Annotated in this window: 17 protein-coding genes; 14 read left to right on the top strand and 3 right to left on the bottom strand. The window is 65.0% G+C overall.

The features are described 5' to 3' along the window. The first annotated feature begins 118 nt into the window (after positions 1–118). From A9971_RS13740 to A9971_RS13680, 13 genes are all read left to right on the top strand, one after another. A complete protein-coding gene (locus A9971_RS13740; RefSeq protein WP_015633974.1) occupies positions 119–418 on the top strand; it encodes a hypothetical protein in 300 nt (99 codons plus the stop codon). 225 nt (positions 419–643) lie between these two features. Next, entirely contained in the window at positions 644–1,909 is a 1,266-nt protein-coding gene (urtA, locus tag A9971_RS13735; RefSeq protein WP_015633973.1) for an urea ABC transporter substrate-binding protein, read from the top strand. A gap of 147 nt (positions 1,910–2,056) precedes the next feature. Then, positions 2,057–3,559, top strand: coding sequence for an urea ABC transporter permease subunit UrtB (gene urtB, locus A9971_RS13730; RefSeq protein WP_011059008.1), 1,503 nt, complete (start codon positions 2,057–2,059; stop codon positions 3,557–3,559). Further along, positions 3,559–4,638, top strand: a complete 1,080-nt coding sequence (gene urtC / locus A9971_RS13725; protein WP_011059007.1) for an urea ABC transporter permease subunit UrtC — start codon at positions 3,559–3,561, stop codon at positions 4,636–4,638. Before urtB ends, urtC begins: the two co-directional genes overlap by 1 nt. Next, positions 4,635–5,495 carry an urea ABC transporter ATP-binding protein UrtD gene (gene urtD, locus A9971_RS13720; protein ID WP_015633970.1) on the top strand — a complete coding sequence of 287 codons (861 nt, stop codon included), beginning with the start codon at positions 4,635–4,637 and terminating at the stop codon, positions 5,493–5,495. Before urtC ends, urtD begins: the two co-directional genes overlap by 4 nt. A 103-nt stretch (positions 5,496–5,598) precedes the next feature. Then, entirely contained in the window at positions 5,599–6,297 is a 699-nt protein-coding gene (urtE, locus tag A9971_RS13715) for an urea ABC transporter ATP-binding subunit UrtE (RefSeq protein ID WP_019094031.1), read from the top strand. Between the two features lie 30 nt (positions 6,298–6,327). Beyond that, positions 6,328–7,167: an urease accessory protein UreD gene (locus A9971_RS13710; RefSeq protein ID WP_015633968.1), complete on the top strand. Its 840-nt coding sequence runs from the start codon at positions 6,328–6,330 to the stop codon at positions 7,165–7,167. Between the two features lie 57 nt (positions 7,168–7,224). After that, complete coding sequence (gene ureA, locus A9971_RS13705; protein ID WP_011059003.1) at positions 7,225–7,527, top strand: urease subunit gamma; 303 nt, start codon at positions 7,225–7,227, stop codon at positions 7,525–7,527. Between the two features lie 9 nt (positions 7,528–7,536). Continuing rightward, entirely contained in the window at positions 7,537–8,070 is a 534-nt protein-coding gene (locus A9971_RS13700; protein ID WP_011059002.1) for a GNAT family N-acetyltransferase, read from the top strand. 7 nt (positions 8,071–8,077) lie between these two features. After that, complete coding sequence (locus A9971_RS13695) at positions 8,078–8,611, top strand: GNAT family N-acetyltransferase (RefSeq protein WP_183000712.1); 534 nt, start codon at positions 8,078–8,080, stop codon at positions 8,609–8,611. Beyond that, a complete protein-coding gene (locus A9971_RS13690; RefSeq protein ID WP_011059000.1) occupies positions 8,608–8,913 on the top strand; it encodes an urease subunit beta in 306 nt (101 codons plus the stop codon). Before A9971_RS13695 ends, A9971_RS13690 begins: the two co-directional genes overlap by 4 nt. A gap of 108 nt (positions 8,914–9,021) precedes the next feature. Continuing rightward, entirely contained in the window at positions 9,022–10,722 is a 1,701-nt protein-coding gene (gene ureC / locus A9971_RS13685) for an urease subunit alpha (protein WP_183000711.1), read from the top strand. 98 nt (positions 10,723–10,820) lie between these two features. Next, on the top strand, positions 10,821–11,954 hold the full coding sequence (locus tag A9971_RS13680; RefSeq protein WP_011058998.1) for a sensor histidine kinase KdpD: 1,134 nt from the start codon (positions 10,821–10,823) through the stop codon (positions 11,952–11,954). A 209-nt stretch (positions 11,955–12,163) separates the two neighbouring features. On the opposite strand, the gene A9971_RS13675 is transcribed toward A9971_RS13680, so the two are convergent. Together A9971_RS13675 and A9971_RS13670 are read right to left on the bottom strand one after the other, a co-directional pair. Then, on the bottom strand, positions 12,164–12,466 hold the full coding sequence (locus A9971_RS13675) for a chaperone modulator CbpM (protein ID WP_011058997.1): 303 nt from the start codon (positions 12,464–12,466) through the stop codon (positions 12,164–12,166). 23 nt (positions 12,467–12,489) lie between these two features. Further along, positions 12,490–13,431 (bottom strand): DnaJ C-terminal domain-containing protein, encoded by a 942-nt coding sequence (locus A9971_RS13670; RefSeq protein ID WP_011058996.1) that lies wholly within the window; start codon positions 13,429–13,431, stop codon positions 12,490–12,492. Positions 13,432–13,728: 297 nt separating this feature from the next. Here A9971_RS13670 and A9971_RS13665 point away from each other — a divergent pair, with 297 nt between their 5' ends. Next, entirely contained in the window at positions 13,729–14,994 is a 1,266-nt protein-coding gene (locus A9971_RS13665; protein ID WP_183000710.1) for an Hsp70 family protein, read from the top strand. 66 nt (positions 14,995–15,060) lie between these two features. Here the strand turns inward: A9971_RS13665 and A9971_RS13660 are convergent, their stop codons facing one another. Continuing rightward, positions 15,061–16,071: an AI-2E family transporter gene (locus A9971_RS13660; protein ID WP_011058994.1), complete on the bottom strand. Its 1,011-nt coding sequence runs from the start codon at positions 16,069–16,071 to the stop codon at positions 15,061–15,063. Positions 16,072–16,145: the final 74 nt, after the last annotated feature.

Raw genomic sequence — 16,145 nt, 5'->3', positions numbered from 1 at the left:
AGCGAAGGCGCCCGTGAGCCTTGTGCAAGGTTCAAGGGCCTCTTCGCTGGCCAGCCAGCTCCTACAATCGTCGCCCTTGCTTTAAGATCGCGCGCTTGGATCTCTCAGGATGAGTCTCATGTTCAGAACCGCGCTCCTGGCCTTGCTGCTCGGCACCTCCCTTGGCGCCGTGGCCGACACCTCGGTCGACGTCTCGAAAATCTACGGCAACATCCAGATCGTCAACAGCTTCCCCGACTACAAGGTCAAGGTGGTGAACTCCTTCCCCGACCTGAAGGTGAAGCAGGTCAACTCCTTTGCCGACGCGCCGGGCAAGTGGAAAATCGTCAACAGTTTTCCCGACTACAAGATCCAGATCGTCGACTCCTTTCCCGACTTCACCATCAAATATGTCGATTCCTTCCCGGGCGTGAACTGAAGCCACCCCCAGGCCACGGCTGCCGCCAAGCGGCAGCACCACAATGACGCACCCCGACGCACCAGCCCCTTGCCCAAGCCTCGTCTTGGGGCATCACCTCCCCCACCCGCGCCGTTAAAGCGACGTTTTCATGCCTTGCGCCGACTCGGCACACCCCTTGCAAAACAGCCCTTCAGCAGTCCGCATCTACCACCTGAAAAATCAAGAGTTCATGGAGATCGCACAATGAAGCGTCGTAGTTTGCTCAAGGCTTTCACTCTCACGGCAAGCATTGCCGCGATGGGCATGACCTGGACCGTCCAGGCCGCCGAAACCATCAAGGTGGGGATCCTGCACTCGCTGTCGGGCACCATGGCGATCTCCGAAACGTCCCTCAAGGACATGGCGCTGATGACCATCGACGAAATCAACGCCAAGGGCGGGGTCAACGGCAAGCTGCTGGAGCCGGTGGTGGTGGACCCGGCCTCGAACTGGCCGCTGTTCGCCGAGAAGGGCCGCCAGTTGCTGACCCAGGACAAGGTGGCGGTGGTATTCGGCTGCTGGACCTCGGTGTCGCGCAAGTCGGTGCTGCCGGTGTTCGAGGAGCTCAACGGCCTGCTGTTCTACCCGGTGCAGTACGAAGGCGAAGAGATGTCGCCCAACGTCTTCTACACCGGCGCCGCGCCGAACCAGCAGGCGATCCCGGCGGTGGAATACCTGATGAGCGAGGACGGCGGCAGCGCCAAGCGCTTCTTCCTCCTGGGCACCGACTACGTCTACCCGCGCACCACCAACAAGATCCTGCGTTCGTTCCTGCACTCCAAGGGCGTGGCCGACAAGGACATCGAAGAGGTCTACACCCCGTTCGGCCACAGCGACTATCAAACCATCGTCGCCAACATCAAGAAGTTCTCCGCCGGTGGCAAGACTGCGGTGATCTCCACGGTCAACGGTGACTCCAACGTGCCCTTCTACAAGGAACTGGCCAACCAGGGCCTGAAAGCCACCGACGTGCCGGTGGTGGCCTTCTCGGTGGGCGAGGAAGAACTGCGCGGCATCGACACCAAGCCCCTGGTGGGCAACCTCGCGGCCTGGAACTACTTCGAGTCGGTGGATAACCCGGTGAACCAGAAGTTCGTCGCCGCCTGGAAGGCCTACGCCAAGGCCAAGAACCTGCCGGGCGCGGACAAGGCGGTGACCAACGACCCGATGGAAGCCACCTACGTCGGCATCCACATGTGGGCCCAGGCGGTGGAGAAAGCCAAGTCCACCGATGTCGACAAGGTTCGCGAGGCCCTGGCCGGGCAGACCTTCGCCGCCCCTTCGGGCTACACCCTGACCATGGACAAGACCAATCACCATCTGCACAAGCCGGTGATGATCGGCGAGATCCAGCCCGACGGTCAGTTCAACGTGGTCTGGCAGACCGACGGCCCGATCCGCGCCCAGCCCTGGAGCCCGTTCATCCCGGGCAACGACAAGAAGCCGGACTACGCGGTCAAGAGCAACTGATCCGAACCTGACGCCTTCCCCGTAGGAGCGAGCTTGCTCGCGACGAGGTCCGCAGGACCTCCAACGAAAACCGCCCGGCTGGCCGCTGCGCGGATCGCGAGCAAGCTCGCTCCTACAGGTTATCCGGGCGCTTTCAAGGACACCGATATGCCCACTGCCCTCTACCGTTTGATCCTCGCCGGCCTGCTGTTACTGCCATGGACGGCCCAGGCCGGGGATGCCGAAGACTTCGTCGCCGGCAACTCCGGCGAGCAGGCCCGGCTCCTGGAAACCTGGGCCGCGCAGCCCGACCCGGCGCGCCTGGAACTGCTCAACGCCCTGCAGCAGGGCCAGTTGAACATCGCCGGCGAAAGCAGAACCCTGCGCCTGAACAACCGCCTGCGGGGCCTGATCGACAGCGCCCTGGCCAGCCACCAGTTGCTCGCCAGCGACGCCAACAGCCGTCTGGCCGCCGCCCGCCAACTGCAGAAAAGCGCCAAGCCGGCGCAACTGAAATTCCTCGATGCCCGACTGGCCGCCGAGCAAGCCCCCGACGTGCACGATGCCCTGAGCCTGGCCCTGGCCAACCTGCAACTGGTGGACAGCGACCCGGCGGTGCGCCTGGCCGCCGTGCGCCTGCTGGGGGAAACCGGCGACCCGCTGGCCCGCACCCGCCTCGAAGGCCTGCTCGAACCCGGGGTCGAAGCCGATGCCGCGGTACGCACCGCGGCCGAAACCAGCCTGGCCCAGGTCAAGCGCAAGCTGCTGGTGGGCGAAGTGCTGGGCCAGGCCTTCAGCGGCCTGTCCCTGGGCTCGATCCTGCTGCTGGCGGCCCTGGGGCTGGCCATCACCTTCGGCCTGCTGGGGGTGATCAACATGGCCCACGGCGAGATGCTGATGCTCGGCGCCTACGCCACCTATGTGGTGCAGTTGCTGTTCCAGCGCTACGCCCCGCAAGCCATCGAGTACTACCCACTGCTGGCGCTGCCGGTGGCGTTTTTCGTCACCGCCGGGATCGGCATGGCCCTGGAGCGCACGGTGATCCGCCACCTCTACGGCCGGCCCCTGGAAACCCTGCTGGCCACCTGGGGCATCAGCCTGATGCTGATCCAGCTGGTGCGCCTGCTGTTCGGCGCGCAGAACGTCGAGGTGGCGAACCCGGCCTGGCTCTCCGGCGGCATCCAGGTGCTGCCCAACCTGGTACTGCCCTACAACCGCATCGTGATCATCGCCTTCGCGCTGTTTGTCGTGGTGCTCACCTGGCTGCTGCTGAACAAGACCCGCCTGGGCCTGAACGTGCGCGCGGTGACCCAGAACCGCAACATGGCCGCCTGCTGCGGCGTGCCCACCGGGCGCGTGGACATGCTCGCCTTCGGCCTCGGCTCGGGCATTGCGGGCCTGGGCGGCGTGGCCCTGAGCCAGATCGGCAACGTCGGCCCGGACCTGGGCCAGAGCTACATCATCGACTCGTTCCTGGTGGTGGTACTCGGCGGGGTCGGGCAACTGGCCGGCAGCGTGCTGGCGGCCTTCGGCCTGGGGGTGGCGAACAAGATCCTCGAACCGCAGATCGGCGCCGTGCTCGGCAAGATCCTGATCCTTGCGCTGATCATTCTGTTTATCCAGAAACGCCCGCAGGGACTCTTCGCACTGAAAGGACGGGTGATCGACTGATGAATCAACCACTGCTCATTACCGCCACCCAGAAAGCCGGGCCCAGGGTCACGATCACCGTCGGGGCGTTGCTGCTCCTGGTGCTGCTGGCCCTGCCGCTGCTGTCGCTGCTACCGGCGGACAACCCGCTGCAGGTCTCGGCCTACACCCTGACCCTGGTGGGCAAGATCCTCTGCTACGCCATCGTCGCCCTGGCCCTGGACCTGGTCTGGGGCTACGCCGGGCTGCTGTCCCTGGGCCACGGCCTGTTCTTCGCCCTGGGCGGCTACGCCATGGGCATGTACCTGATGCGCCAGGCCGCCGGGGATGGCCTGCCGGCCTTCATGACCTTCCTTTCCTGGAGCGAACTGCCCTGGTACTGGGCCGGCACCGAGCATTTCCTCTGGGCCCTGTGCCTGGTGGTGCTGGCCCCGGGTCTGCTGGCCCTGGTGTTCGGCTTCTTCGCCTTCCGCTCGCGGATCAAGGGCGTGTACTTCTCGATCATGACCCAGGCCCTGACCTTCGCCGGGATGCTGCTGTTCTTTCGCAACGAGACCGGCTTTGGCGGCAACAACGGCTTTACCAACTTCCGCAGCATCCTGGGCTTCGGCATCACCGAACCGGGCACCCGGGCGGTGCTGTTCCTGGCCACGGTGGCGCTGCTGGTGGGCAGCCTGTACCTGGGCTGGCGCCTGGCCCGAAGCAAGTTCGGCCGGGTGCTGACGGCCCTGCGCGACGCCGAGAACCGCCTGATGTTCTGCGGCTACGACCCGCGCGGCTTCAAGCTTTTCGTCTGGGTCCTGAGCGCCGTGCTGTGCGGCCTGGCCGGGGCCCTGTACGTGCCCCAGGTGGGCATCATCAACCCCAGCGAAATGTCCCCCACCAACTCCATCGAGGCCGCCGTGTGGGTCGCCCTGGGCGGGCGCGGCACGCTGATCGGCCCGCTGCTGGGGGCCGGTGTGGTCAACGGCATGAAGAGCTGGTTCACCGTGGCCTTTCCCGAATACTGGCTGTTCTTCCTCGGTGCGCTGTTCATCGTCGTGACCCTGTACCTGCCCAAGGGCGTGATCGGCCTGCTGAACAAACGAGGTGAACAATGAGAGTCACAGCAACGGCGGACTTCATGCTCGAACCCATTCTCGACACCAACAAGGACGCCGGCACCAGCCGCGACGCCATCGGCCTTGGCCACGCCGCCGGCAAGGGCCTCAACACCCGCCACGGCACCATCCTGACCCTGGAGGACATCAGCGTCAGCTTCGATGGTTTCAAGGCCCTCAACGACCTCAACCTGTACATCGGTGTCGGCGAGTTGCGCTGCATCATCGGCCCCAATGGCGCCGGCAAGACCACCCTGATGGACGTGATCACCGGCAAGACCCGCCCCTCCCGGGGCAAGGCCTGGTTCGGCGAAACCCTGGACCTGACCCAGATGAGCGAAGTGCAGATCGCCCAGGCCGGGATCGGCCGCAAGTTCCAGAAACCCACGGTGTTCGAGGCCCTGAGCGTGTTCGAGAACCTGGAGCTGGCGCAGAAGACCGACAAGTCGGTGTGGGCCAGCCTCGGGGCCCGCTTGAGCACAGAACAGCAGGACCGCATCGCCCAGGTGCTGGAGACCATTCGCCTGAGCCCTTCGGCTCAACGCCAGGCGGGCCTGCTGTCCCACGGCCAGAAGCAGTTTCTGGAGATCGGCATGCTGCTGATGCAGGACCCGCAACTGCTGTTGCTGGACGAACCGGTGGCGGGCATGACCGACGCCGAGACCGAATTTACCGCCGAGCTGTTCAAGACCCTGGCGGGCAAGCACTCGCTGATGGTGGTGGAACACGACATGGGCTTTGTCGGCTCGATTGCCGACCACGTCACCGTGCTGCACCAAGGCAGCGTGCTGGCCGAAGGCTCCCTGGAACAGGTGCAGGAAAACGAACGGGTGATCGAGGTTTACCTCGGCCGTTAGCGCAACCGCCGTTCGCCGGCAAGCCGGCTCCTACCCCTCCCGCAGGAGCCGGCTGGCCAGCGAAGACCGCCCCGCAATCCCCACAAAACTCGAGTACCCGACCATGCTCCAAGTCGACAAGCTGCACCAATACTACGGCGGTAGCCACATCCTGCGCGGCCTGAGCTTCGAAGCCCGGATTGGCGAAGTCACCTGCCTGCTGGGGCGCAACGGCGTGGGCAAGACCACCCTGCTCAAATGCCTGATGGGCCTGCTGCCGGCCAAGGAGGGCGCGGTCAACTGGGAGGGCCGGGGCATCACCGGCTACAAGCCCCATCAGCGCGTCCACGCCGGGATCGCCTACGTGCCCCAGGGCCGGGAAATCTTCGGCCGCCTGACCGTGGAGGAAAACCTGCTGATGGGCCTGTCCCGCTTCCCCGGCTCCCAGGCCAAGGAAGTGCCGGCCTTCATCTACGAACTGTTCCCGGTGCTGTTGCAGATGAAGCAGCGCCGTGGCGGCGATCTCTCCGGCGGCCAGCAGCAACAACTGGCCATCGGCCGGGCCCTGGCCAGCCGCCCGCGCCTGCTGATCCTCGATGAGCCCACCGAAGGCATCCAGCCCTCGGTGATCAAGGAGATCGGCGCGGTGATCAGCAAGCTCGCGGCCCGGGGCGACATGGCGATCCTGCTGGTGGAGCAGTTCTACGACTTTGCCGCCGAACTGGCCGACCAGTACCTGGTGATGTCCCGGGGGGAAATCATCCAGCAGGGCCGCGGCGAAAATATGCAGGCCGAGGGTGTACGCGGCCTGGTTACGATCTAATCTGTAGCCTCCTAACGATAACGACCCAGCATGAACCTACCTGCCGCCACCGCCCTGTTCACTCCCAGCTGGCACGCCGAACTGGAGCTGGCCTATGCCCGTTGCGGCGCCACCACGCGCCCGGTGCTGCGCCGCCACCTGGGCCCGCTGCGGGTGCAGAAGCACCTGTATGCCGAAGGCCCCGAGGTTTGCCAGCACATCATCGTCCACCCGCCCGGCGGCATTGCCGGCGGTGATCGGCTGGCCATCAGCGCCCGGGTCGACAGCGGTGCCTGGGCCCAGTTGACCAGCCCCGGGGCGGCCAAGTGGTATCGCGCCACCGGCCCGGCCAGCCAGGCCCTGAACCTGCAGGTAGCGCCGGGCGCGACCCTGGAGTGGCTGCCCCAGGAAACCATCGTCTTCAGCGCTGCCCAGGCCGAGCTCACGACCCGCATCGAATTGCAGGGCGATGCCCGGCTGTTCTACTGGGACATCATTGCCCTGGGGCGCCCGGCCAGTGGCGAGCGGTTCGAGCAGGGCCATTTCCAGGCCCACCTGGACCTGTACCGCGACGGCCGGCCGCTGTGGCATGAACGCCAGCGCATCGGCGGTGGCGACGGCCTGCTGGATTCCCCCATCGGCCTGGATGGCCAGCCGGTGTTCGCCACCTTGCTGGTGACCGGTGAAATCGACAGCGAACTGCTGGAACGCTGTCGCGCCCTGGCACACCCGGTACGCGGCGACCTGAGCCAACTGCCGGGCCTGCTGGTGGCCCGCTGCCTGGCCAGCGAAGCTCTGCAGGCCCGGGCCTGGCTGATCGAGCTGTGGCGCCTGCTGCGCCCGGCGCTGCTGGGCCGCGAAGCCAGGCCACCCAGAATCTGGAACACCTGACCCGCATGCCCTTTTCCACTGCACCTTTTTCTACTGCCTGACAACGGATTGACCACGATGGATCTGACCCCACGCGAAAAAGACAAGCTGCTGATCTTCACCGCCGGCCTGGTGGCCGAGCGGCGACTGGCCCGCGGCCTCAAGCTCAACTACCCGGAAACCATGGCCTATATCTCCGCGGCGCTGCTCGAAGGCGCCCGGGACGGGCAGACCGTGGCCGAACTGATGCACTACGGCACCACCCTGCTCAGCCGCGAGCAGGTGATGGAAGGCATCCCGGAGATGATCCCGGACATCCAGGTGGAAGCCACCTTTCCCGACGGCACCAAGCTGGTCACCGTTCACCAACCCATCGCTTGAGGCCGTGCCATGACCTATCGCATCCGCGATGCCCTGCATGCCGACCTGCCGGCGATCCGCGACATCTACAACGACGCCGTGCTCAACACCACGGCGATCTGGAACGAGCAACCGGTAGACCTGGGCAACCGCCAGGCCTGGTTCAGCGCACGCCAGGCCCAGGGCTATCCGATCCTGGTGATCATCAACGCCGAGGAGCAGGTGCTCGGCTACGCTTCCTTCGGCGACTGGCGGCCTTTCGACGGCTTCCGTCACACCGTGGAACATTCGGTCTATGTGCGCAGCGACCAGCGCGGCAACGGCCTGGGCCCGCAGTTGATGGCGGTGCTGCTGGAGCGCGCCCGGGGCTGTGGCAAGCACGTGATGGTGGCCGCCATCGAGAGCGGCAACAGCGCCTCGGTCCGTCTGCATGAGCGCCTGGGGTTCATCAGCACCGGGCAGATGCCTCAGGTGGGCACCAAGTTCGGGCGCTGGCTGGACCTGACCTTCATGCAGCTGATTCTCAACCCCGGGGCGCAACCGCCCGCCCCGCACAAGGAGTGAAATCTCGATGAACGCCGCCCAACTGCGCCTTGTCCATGGAGAAAGCTTTGCCCATTACCGTCAGGGACTGATCGAGTTGCTGCTGGACTCGGTGCAGCACGGTGCGTCCATCGGCTTCATGGCCGATCTCGACGACAGCCAGGCCCGCAGCTACCTCAGCAGCGTGCAGGCCGGGGTCGAGGACGGCAGCCTGCTGTTGTGGGTGGTGGTACGCGACGAGAAAGTCCTGGCCAGCGTGCAACTGGCCCTGTGCATGAAGGCCAACGGGCGCAACCGCGCCGAGGTGCAGAAGCTCCAGGTCCTGCACAGCGCCCGCCGCCGCGGCCTGGGCCAGCAGTTGATGAATGCCCTGGAACAGGCCGCCTGCCAGCACAAGCGCGGGCTGCTGTACCTGGACACCGAGGCCGGCTCCGCGGCGGAAGAGTTCTACCGCGCCCTGGGTTATACCCGGGTCGGCGAACTGCCCAACTACTGCCAGAGCCCGGACGGCACCTATACCGCCACCGCCATCTACTTCAAGACCCTGGGACAACCCCTATGATTCCTGGCCAATACCAGATCCAGCCCGGCGAGATCGAACTCAACGCCGGGCGCCGCACCCTGCGCCTGAACGTATCCAACAGCGGCGACCGGCCAATCCAGGTCGGCTCCCACTACCACTTCTTCGAAACCAACGACGCCTTGACCTTCGACCGAGCCGCCAGCCGCGGCATGCGCCTGAACATCGCCGCCGGCACCGCGGTGCGCTTCGAACCGGGCCAGACCCGGGAAGTGGAACTGGTGGAACTGGCCGGCAAGCGCCGGGTATTCGGCTTCGCCGGGCGGATCATGGGCGACCTCTGATCCCTCGACCCTACGCACGTAGGAGCCAGCTTGCCGGCGAATGCGGTCTTTCGGGCCCCTTCGCCGGCAAGCCGGCTCCTGCAAGACCTGTTTTTGTAAGGAGCTGCGATGAAGATTTCCCGTGAAGCCTACGCCGACATGTTCGGCCCCACCGTAGGCGACAAGGTGCGGCTGGCCGACACCGAGCTGTGGATCGAAGTGGAGAAGGATTTCACCACCTACGGTGAAGAAGTGAAGTTCGGCGGCGGCAAGGTGATCCGTGACGGTATGGGCCAGAGCCAGTTGCTGGCCGCCGAGGTGGTGGACACCCTGATCACCAACGCCCTGATCATCGACCACTGGGGCATCGTCAAGGCCGACGTCGGCCTCAAGGACGGGCGCATCGCCGCCATCGGCAAGGCCGGCAATCCGGACATCCAGCCCGACGTGAACATCGCCATCGGCGCCAGCACCGAGGTCATCGCCGGTGAGGGCATGATCCTCACCGCCGGCGGCATCGACACCCATATCCACTTCATCTGCCCGCAGCAGATCGAAGAGGCGATGATGAGCGGCGTCACCACCATGATCGGTGGCGGCACGGGACCTGCCACCGGGACCAACGCCACCACCTGCACCTCCGGGCCCTGGCACATGGCGCGCATGCTCCAGGCGGCGGACGCCTTCGCCATGAACATCGGCTTTACCGGCAAGGGCAACGCCAGCCTGCCGGAGCCCTTGATCGAACAGGTCAAGGCCGGGGCCATCGGCCTCAAGCTGCACGAGGACTGGGGCAGCACCCCGGCCAGCATCGACAACTGCCTGAGCGTGGCCGATGAGTACGACGTGCAGGTGGCGATCCACACCGACACCCTCAATGAATCGGGCTTCGTCGAAACCACCCTGGGCGCCTTCAAGGGCCGCACCATCCATACCTACCACACCGAAGGCGCCGGCGGCGGCCATGCCCCGGACATCATCAAGGCCTGCGGCCTGGCCAACGTGCTGCCCAGCTCCACCAACCCGACCCGACCCTTCACCCGCAACACCATCGACGAACACCTGGACATGCTGATGGTCTGCCATCACCTGGACCCGAGCATCGCCGAGGACGTGGCCTTCGCCGAAAGCCGCATCCGCCGGGAGACCATTGCCGCCGAGGACATCCTCCACGACCTCGGGGCCTTCTCCATGATCAGCTCCGACAGCCAGGCCATGGGCCGGGTCGGCGAAGTGGTGACCCGCACCTGGCAGACCGCCGACAAGATGCACAAGCAGCGCGGCCCGCTGCCGGGGGATGGCCCGGGCAACAGCAACTTCCGGGTCAAGCGCTACATTGCCAAGTACACCATCAACCCGGCGATCACCCACGGCATCAGCCATGAGGTGGGCTCCGTCGAAGTGGGCAAGTGGGCCGACCTGGTGCTCTGGCGCCCGGCGTTCTTCGGGGTCAAGCCGACCCTGATCCTCAAGGGCGGGGCCATTGCCGCCAGCCTGATGGGCGACGCCAACGCCTCGATCCCGACCCCGCAGCCGGTGCACTACCGGCCGATGTTCGCCAGCTTCGGCGGCAGCCGTCACGCCACCAGCCTGACCTTCATCAGCCAGGCGGCACTGGAGGCCGGGGTGCCGGAGCAGTTGGGGCTGAAAAAGCGCATCGCCGTGGTCAAGGGCTGTCGCAACGTGCAGAAAACCGACCTGATCCACAACGACTACCTGCCGGATATCGAAGTCGACCCGCAGACCTATCAGGTCAAGGCTGATGGCGTCCTGCTGTGGTGCGAACCGGCGGACGTGCTGCCCATGGCCCAGCGCTACTTCCTGTTCTAGGGCCGGCCCACCACTGGGCAGAGTGGCTGCTGAAATGTTCGATTAGGCGCTAAGATGCGTCTCGGTTTTCCACTCACTGCCCACTAAGGTGCCCGGCTATGCGCCTGTCCGATTTTATCGTGCAGCACGTTGATCGAATCGTTGATGAATGGGAACAATTTGCCAGGAGCCTCGCCCAGGACTCCCTGACCCGCACGGACCTGCGTGACCACGCGCGCTCCATCCTGCTGGCCGCCGCCCGGGATATGTGCACCGCCCAGAGCCCCGGGGAACAACGGGCCAAGGCCAAGGGCGAAGGCCCGGAAAAAACCCCCAGCCTGGATGCCGCGGCCGCCAGCCATGGCGAGCTGCGCCATCACGTGGGGTTCGACCTGGTGCAGATGACCTCGGAATTCCGCCACCTGCGAGCCTGCGTGATCCGCCTGTGGGTGGCCAGCCTGCAGACACCGGACCTGGCCTACCTGCAGGACATGATCCGTTTCAACGAAGCCATTGATGAAGCCCTGGCCGAGTCCACCGCGGCCTATGCCGAACAGGTCAGCCGCTCGCGGGATATCTTCCTGGCAATTCTTGGCCACGACCTGCGGGCGCCGTTGCAGGCAGTGAGCATGTCCACTGAAATGCTGGCACGCAAAGTCGCCCTGGACGGCGACGCCCAGGCCTTCGTTTCACGTATCAAGAGCGGCACCCGGCACATGGGCGCCATGGTCAGCGACCTGCTGGAGTTCGTGCGCAGCCGCCTGGGCAGCAGCCTGCCCATCGAACCTGCGCCCATGGACCTGGCCAGCGCGGCCAAGGCGGCCATGGACGAAGCCTGCGCCGGGCAGCCCGATTGCACCCCGCTGATGAGCTTCGAGGGCGACAGCCATGGCATCTGGGACCGCGGGCGCATCGAGCAGATGCTGCAGAACCTGATCGGCAACGCCCTGCAGCACGGCAACAACCGCCGCACCGTGACCGTGACCATCACCGGTGGCGCGGAACAGGTGCTGTTGACCGTGCACAACTACGGCACGCCGATCCCCCCGGAGGCCCTGGGCACCCTGTTCGACCCGTTGGTGCGCAGCGTCGACGAAGAACTGGGCAACCCCAGCACCAGCCTTGGCCTGGGGCTGTTCATCGTCAAGGAAGTGGTGGTTGCCCACCAGGGCAGCATCGAAGTCAGCTCCAACGCCAGCGATGGCACCACCTTCACCGTGGTCCTGCCGCGCGTCTCCCGCGCCAGTGCCTGAGGCGCTTTGTAACCGCTAGTGCGTTTGTATCGTTTGTGCCGTTTGTATCGTTTTGTAGCCGCTGCTGAGCGCCAGCGAAGCTGCGAACGAGGACGCAGTCCTCGCAACCCGCTTTTTCCTGACACACCGCAGTCGCCTGGTTAGACGGGCGCTGCGCGCCCGGTCGCAGCCTCGCTAGCGCTCGGCAGCGGCTACAGGCCTACACACCCTCAGTCCACCAACAGGCGGCCCAGGCGCTGTTTGAGCATCTGGTTCTCGGCGCGCAGTTGCCGCACTTCGTCCAGCAGGTCCAGGGCCAGGGCCACGCCTTCCCATTCCAGGTCCAGGTCGCGGCGCAACTTCGCCGCGCGCTTGGCCAGGGACAGCTCATAGTCGTTGAAGCGCCAGTCCTTGGGGGCCCGGCCCTGAGGTTCGAGGATGCCGTGCTCGACGATTTCGATCACGTAGGCCGCCGACAGGTCGGCCACTTCACAGAACTCTTCCATGTCCAGCTGAACGATCAGGGTGCTCATGATCAGCGCCTCCTAGTGTCGAATCAGAAATTTTCCCGGGGGTCGAACGCTGCCTTCTTCGCCAGCTCCTGCCACAAGGCCTTGACGTCGTCGCCCGCCTGCTTGGGCATGACCGCCTTGAGTTGCACGAACAGGTAGCCGCGCTGGCCGGCCTTGTTCAGCAGGCCATGGCCCTTGGCGCGCATGCGCTGGCCATTCTGGCTGCCGGCCGGAACCTTGAGGTTGATCTTGCCGGTCAGGGTCGGTACCGCGACCTCGGTCCCCAGCGCCAGCTCCCAGGGGGCCAGTGGCAGGGTGATGATCAGGTTCTCGCCTTCGACATCGAACTTGGGATGCGGCGCGAAGCGAATGGTCAGGTACAGGTCGCCATTCGCGCCGCCGCCCACGCCCGGCGCGCCCTGGCCCTTGAGGCGGATGCGCTCGCCGTCGGTGACACCTGCCGGAATCTTCACGTTCAGGCTCTTGCTGGTGTTGCTGACGTGTTGGCCATTGGCGTTGTACTGCGGCACCTGGAAGCTGATCTTCTTCGACTCGGTGGACAGGGTTTCTTCAAGAAAGATCGGCAGTTCCATTTCCACATCCTGTCCACGACGACCGCTGCTGCGGCGCTGCTCCGGGCCGCCGAATCCTGGCCCCCGGTTACCAAAGATCGAACTGAAGAAGTCCGAGAAATCGCCACCGTCCTCGCCGCCGCCAAAACCGCCACGGCTCTGCCAGCCCGGCGGGCCCTGGAACGGTTGGCCATGCTGGCCGTACTTGCGCAGGTCATCGTACTCGGCGCGCTTGTCGGCGCTTTTCAGCGCTTCATAGGCTTCCGAGGCGTCCTTGAACTTGGCCTCGGCATCCTTTTCCTTACTGACGTCGGGGTGGTACTTGCGCGCCAGCTTGCGATAGGCGGCCTTGATCGCCTTGTCGTCCGCTGTCGGCTCCACGCCGAGAATCTTGTAATAGTCTTTGAAGTCCATCGAGGGAATCACCATCCGTTATCAAAGTCGCGCGGCGTGCAGCACAGCATGCTCGGTCTGGCAGCATGAGAATTGATCAATCTCAATCCTCTGACTGAACGGCGCATCAGAAGTTTATCGGCAGCCTCGGGCGGATCTTGTGATCCCAGGTGGCTGCGCGGCCCATGCCTGCAAGTTTGGGGGTAAAGGATAGTCTTTCAAGGCACGACAGGGGGTGATTTAGCAGATAGTCGGCCTTTGCAAGGCGCGAGGACTGGCGTACGCTGCGCGGCCGTTTTTTTCACCGGATCCAAAGACATGAACAACGCCACCCCGGCCCGTGCCTGCGGCATTGACTTCGGTACCTCCAACTCCACCGTCGGCTGGCTGCGCCCCGGCGAGGAGACGCTGATCACCCTGGAGGACGACAAGATCACCCTGCCTTCGGTGGTGTTCTTCAATATCGAGGAACGCCGTCCGGTGTACGGCCGCCTGGCGCTGCACGAGTACCTGGAAGGCTACGAAGGCCGGCTGATGCGCTCGCTCAAGAGCCTGCTGGGTTCCAAGCTGATCAAGCACGACACCAGCGTGCTGGGCACTGCCATGCCGTTCAAGGACCTCTTGGGGCTGTTCATCGGCCAACTGAAAAGCCGCGCCGAAGCCGCCGCCGGTCGGGAATTCGAAGAAGTGGTGCTGGGGCGCCCGGTGTTCTTCGTCGATGACGACGCCGCCGCCGACCAGGAAGCCGAAGACACCCTGGTGGAAGTGGCCCGCAAGATCGGTTTCAAGGAAGTGTCCTTCCAGTACGAGCCCATCGCCGCGGCCTTCGACTACGAATCCACCATCGAGCGCGAGGAACTGGTGCTGATCGTCGACATCGGCGGTGGTACCTCGGACTTCTCCCTGGTGCGCCTGTCCCCCGAGCGCCGTGGCGTCGATAACCGCCACGACGACATCCTCGCCACCGGCGGCGTGCACGTCGGCGGTACCGACTTCGACAAGCAACTGAGCCTCCAGGGCGTGATGCCGCTGTTCGGCTACGGCAGCCGGATGAAGAGCGGCGCCTACATGCCCACCAGCCACCACATGAACCTGGCGACCTGGCACACCATCAACTCGGTGTACTCGCAGAAATCCCAGCTGGCCCTGGGCAGCATGCGCTATGACATCGAGGACACCGGCGGCATCGACCGTCTGTTCAAGCTGATCGAACAGCGCGCCGGGCACTGGCTGGCCATGGAAGTGGAAGAGACCAAGATCCAGCTGACCCACGCAGAGAACCGCTTGGTAGCCCTGGACCGGATCGAACGCGACCTCAGCGTGGACCTGAGCCGGGCCCTGTTCGAATCCTCCATCGACGGTTTGCTGGAGCGCATCCGCACCAGCGTCACCCAGTTGCTGAGCGACGCCAATGTCGGTGTGCGCCAGGTCGATACGGTGTTCTTCACCGGTGGTTCCAGCGGCATTCCGGCGCTGCGCCAGAGCGTGGCGGCGATGCTGCCCAATGCCCGGCATGTGGAAGGCAATATCTTCGGCAGCATCGGCAGCGGCCTGGCCATCGAGGCCAAGAAGCGTTACGGCTGAAACAGCTTCGCCGGCCCGCCGGCTCCTACAAGGTTCTGTAGGAGCCGGCGGGCCGGCGAACAAGGTTCACACCAATCCCGCCAGCTTCAACTCGCTCTTCAGGTACGCGTAATAGATCGGCCCCGCCACCACCCCGGGCAGGCCGAAGGCGGCCTCGAACACCAGCATCGCCAGCAGCAGCTCCCAGGACTTGGCACTGATCTGCCCGCCAACGATCCGCGCGTTGAGGAAGTATTCCAGCTTGTGGATAAAGATCAGGTAGCCCAGCGCCGCCACCGCCACCCAGATCGACAGCGACAGGCCGACGATGGTGATCAGTGTGTTGGAAATCAGGTTGCCGATCACCGGCAGCAGGCCCAGCAGGAAGGTCAGCACGATCAGGGTCTTGGTCAGCGGCAGCTTGACCCCGAACAGCGGCAGGATCAGCGCCAGGAAGATCCCGGTGAAGAAGGTGTTGAGCAGGGAGATCTTGATCTGGGCGAAGACGATGTTGCGAAACGCCTGGACCAGCAGGTGCAGACGGTCGAACAGCGCCGCCGCCAGAGGCTTGCGCTTGGTCAGGTCGGGGACCCGCTGCAGGGCAATGATCGCCCCCAGGACCATGCCGATCAGCAGGGTCACGAACATGTGCGCCGCGTCCTTGCCTACCAGTTGCAACTCGCTCAGGTGCTTGCTGGCCCAGGCGCCGATGGCGGCCTGGAACTCGGCGGCGCTGGCCGGCAGGTAGGAATCGAGGAACGGCGGCAACTGGCCCCGGGCCTTGTCCACCACCACCATGAACTTGCCCAGCGAGGCACCCGGGTTCTCCGCCTCATGCAACAGGAAGCTGATGGCTCCAGCGAACAGTAGGGTCAGCAGGCTGACCACCAGGGTGCCCAGCAAGGCCACCGCCAGCCAGCGCGCACGCCGGCCTTCGATCAGCCGCTGCAGTTGCGGGGTGAGCATGTTGACCAGCTCGAACACCAGCAACCCGGCCAGCAGGCTGGGCAGCAGACGCAGGGGCAAGGCCAGCAACAGGCCACCGAAGATGATGATCCAACTGATGAACAACAGATGACGCTGTGAAAACGCTGGCATATAGCCTCAAGACAGACAGCGGGGAAAAGACCGGCAGTCTGCCAGCCTTCACCCCTGAGGAATAGTGGCAGGCG

It is taken from the genome of Pseudomonas sp. UME65 (genome assembly GCF_014170225.1).
GTDB lineage: Bacteria > Pseudomonadota > Gammaproteobacteria > Pseudomonadales > Pseudomonadaceae > Aquipseudomonas > Aquipseudomonas protegens.
The sequence above is the reverse complement of the archived record's forward strand: the minus strand, read 5'-3'. Positions and strand labels throughout refer to the sequence as shown.